Source organism: Xanthomonas sp. SHU 199 (assembly GCF_000364665.1).
Lineage (GTDB): Bacteria > Pseudomonadota > Gammaproteobacteria > Xanthomonadales > Xanthomonadaceae > Xanthomonas_A > Xanthomonas_A sontii.
Window position 1 is genome coordinate 1 of sequence record NZ_AQOI01000463.1, and the last position, 3440, is coordinate 3440.

Sequence of the window (3440 nt, forward strand, 5' to 3'; positions counted from 1 at the left end):
CGGCGTTCGGCAGCGGCGCGGCGGCGATGGGCGATGACGCGGTGGCGCTGGGCAACGGCAGCACGGCCGCCGGCACCGGCGGCACCGCCATCGGTGGCCGCGGCCAGGCCTACGACCAGTACAACCAGCCGATCGTCGATGCCGACGGCAAGCCGGTGCTGGTCGGCGCCAATGCCGGCGAGAACGCCACCGCGCTCGGCGCGGGCGCGCAGGCGACGGGCAGCGTCGCCACCGCCACCGGCTACGGTGCGCAGGCCACCGGCGACCACAGCACCGCCGGCGGCTACAAGGCGCGTGCGACCGGCAACTACAGTCTGGCGCAGGGCGACAACGCCTGGGCCAGCGGCGAGGACGCCAGTGCGGTCGGCGCCTATGCCTGGGCGACGGCCGATGGCGCGTCGGCGTTTGGAACCTCGGCCTGGGCCACCGGCACCAATGCCTCGGCGTTCGGTACCGGGGCGTGGGCCAGCGGCAGCGGCGCCACTTCGATCGGCTTCAACAGCTGGGCGCCGGGGCTGAGCGCCACCGCGGTCGGTCGCGGCGCGTTCGGCTACGGCAACTACAGCGTGGCGCTGGGCTTCCAGGCGCTGGGCAACCAGGTCAACAGCATCGCCATCGGCACCAACACAGTGGCCGACGCGGAAAGCGCGATCAGCATCGGCGCGGGCAGCGAGGCCACCGCCGCCAATGCGGTGGCGCTGGGCGCCGGGGCGGTCGCCGACCGCGCCTACAGCGTGTCGGTGGGCAGCGCCGGGCAGGAGCGGCAGATCACCAACGTCGCTGCCGGCACCGAGGCCACCGATGCGGTCAACGTCGCCCAGCTGGATGCGGTGAAGCAGGCCGCGGCAGCGACCAGCAAGTACTTCCAGGCCAGCGGCAGCGCCGACAGCGATGCCGGCGCCCTGGTCGACGGCGACAATGCGCTGGCGGCCGGCGAGGCCGCCAACGCCACCGGCGACGGCGCCACCGCGCTCGGCGGCGGCGCCAATGCCGTGGCCGCCGGGGCGACCGCGATCGGCTTCAACGCCGTGTCCAGCGGGGTCGATGCGGTCGCGCTGGGCAACGCCAGCCAGGCGTCGGGCGAGAACAGCATCGCCATCGGCAGCAACGCCCAGGCCAGCGAGATCGGCGCCACCGCCAGCGGTGCCGGCGCGCAGGCCAGCGGCACCTATGCCACCGCCACCGGCAACGAAGCGGTGGCCTCGGACAACCAGGCCACGGCCACCGGCTTCCGCAGCGCTGCCTCGGGCATCGGCGCCACCGCCCTGGGCGGCTACAGCGAGGCCACCGGCTACCTGTCCTCGGCACTGGGCTATGGCGCGCTGGCCTCCGGCAGCTACGGCACCGCGGTCGGCGTCTCCTCCACCGCGTCCGGCAGCGGCAGCGTGGCGGTGGGCGAGTACAGCGTGGCCTCCGGCGAGGAGAGCGTGGCGGTCGGCGGCACCTCGTTCTTCGGCCTGATCCCGGCCGAGGCCTCGGGCGCCAACAGCGCGGCGTTCGGTGCCGGTGCCGGCGCCACCGCCGACTTCAGCAGCGCGCTCGGCAGCCTCAGCTACGCCAGCGCCGACAGTGCCAGCGCGTTCGGCTACGGCGCCTATGCGTCCGGCGTCAACAGCGTGGCCCTGGGCGCGAACTCCGAAGCGTCGCGCGACAACACCGTCTCGGTGGGCAGCGCCGGCAAGGAGCGGCAGATCACCAGCGTCGCCGCCGGTACCGAGGCCACCGATGCGGTCAACGTCGCGCAACTGAACGAGGTGAAGCAGTCGGCCGACGCCACCGGCAAGCAGTTCAAGGCCAGCGGCGGCAGCGACCCGGCCGACGATGTCGGCAGCTACGTGGAGGGCAATTACGCCACCGCCGCCGGCGAAGCCAGCAACGCCTACGGCACCGGTGCCTCGGCCTTCGGCAGCGGCGCGCTCGCGGGTGCCCGCTACGCCACCGCGTCCGGCTACAACGCCACCGCCACCGGCGAATCCAGCACCGCGATCGGCGGCTCGCTGTACTACACCGACGCGTCCGGCAACGTGCTGCTCGACGGCACCACCACCGCCAGCGCCGCCGGCGCCACCGCGCTGGGCGCGGGTGCGCAGGCCAGCGGCACGTTCAGCAGCGCCAGTGGCGCCGGTGCCATCGCCAGCGGCCTGCAGGCCACCGCCGACGGCTACAAGGCCAACGCGGGTAGCGACTACAGCACCGCGGTTGGTGCCTTCAGCGCCGCCAGCGGCACTCGCACCAGCGCGTTCGGTTACGGCGCGGCGGCGGCGGGCAACTACGCCTCGGCGCTGGGCTGGGGCAGCACCGCCTCCGGCGCCTATGCCGCGGCGCTGGGTTACAGCGCCCGCGCCACCGGCGAGGATGCGACCGCGCTCGGCGCCTCGGCCTGGGCCACCGCGGCGCAGACCACCTCGGTCGGCCAGTTCGCCTGGGCTACGGCGCAAGGCGGCACCGCGATCGGCCAGAACGCCTTCGCCTACGGCGGCACCAATGCCACGGCCCTGGGCATCAACGCCTCGGCCAGCGGCGCCGGCAGCGTCGCCCTGGGCTCAGGCGCGCGCACCAGCGAAGCCAACGTGGTGTCGGTGGGTGGCGGCAACGGCGTCACTGCGCCGGCCACGCGCCGCATCACCAACGTCGGCGCGGCGGTCAACGCCACCGATGCGGTGAACAAGGCGCAGCTGGACGCGGTGGCCACCGCGGCCGGCGACACCAGCGCGCGCTTCCAGAGTTCCGGCACCGCGGTGGCCAGCGCCAGCGGCGTGGACAGCACCGCGGCCGGTGCCGGCGCCACCGCCAGCGGCCTGCGCAGTTCCGCGCTGGGCGTGGGCAGCGTCGCCGTCGGCGCCGGTGCCACCGCCAACGGTGCCGGCAGCTCGGCGACCGGTGCGCGCAGCACCGCGATCGGCCTGCAGACAAATGCGATCGGCGAGAACGGCGTGGCGATGGGCTACAACAGCTTCGTCCGCAACAGCGGCAGCAACGGCGTCGCGCTCGGCGCCAATGCCGGCGTCTCGGCGGACAACGCGGTGGCGCTCGGTGCCGGCTCGCGCGTGTACGAGGCCGACACCGTGTCGCTGGGCAGCGGCAACGGCCGCGGCGGCCCGGCGACCCGGCGCATCGTCAACCTGACCGCCGGCAGCGTCGCCGCCGGCAGCACCGAGGCGATCAACGGCGGCCAGCTGTACCAGTCGCTGAGCAACATGGCCACGTTCCTGGGCGGCGGCGCCGGACTCGGCGCGCAAGGCCTGTTCGTGGCGCCCACGTACGTGATCCAGGGCGCCAGCTACAACAACGTCGGCGCGGCACTGGCGGCGCTGGACGGCAAGGTCAGCGAACTGGATGCGCGCACCGGCGGCAGCGGCACCGCGGCACGCAGCGCGCGCATGGTCGGCACCAGTGCGGTGGCCGCGCAGGCCACCGAGGCGGCGCCTGCGGCGTCGGCC

At 74.7% G+C, this 3440-nt stretch carries 1 pseudogene; it reads left to right on the forward strand.

The window, feature by feature from the left end:
- A pseudogene (locus D183_RS0114720) lies at positions 1-3440 on the forward strand (ESPR-type extended signal peptide-containing protein); the annotation flags it as partial.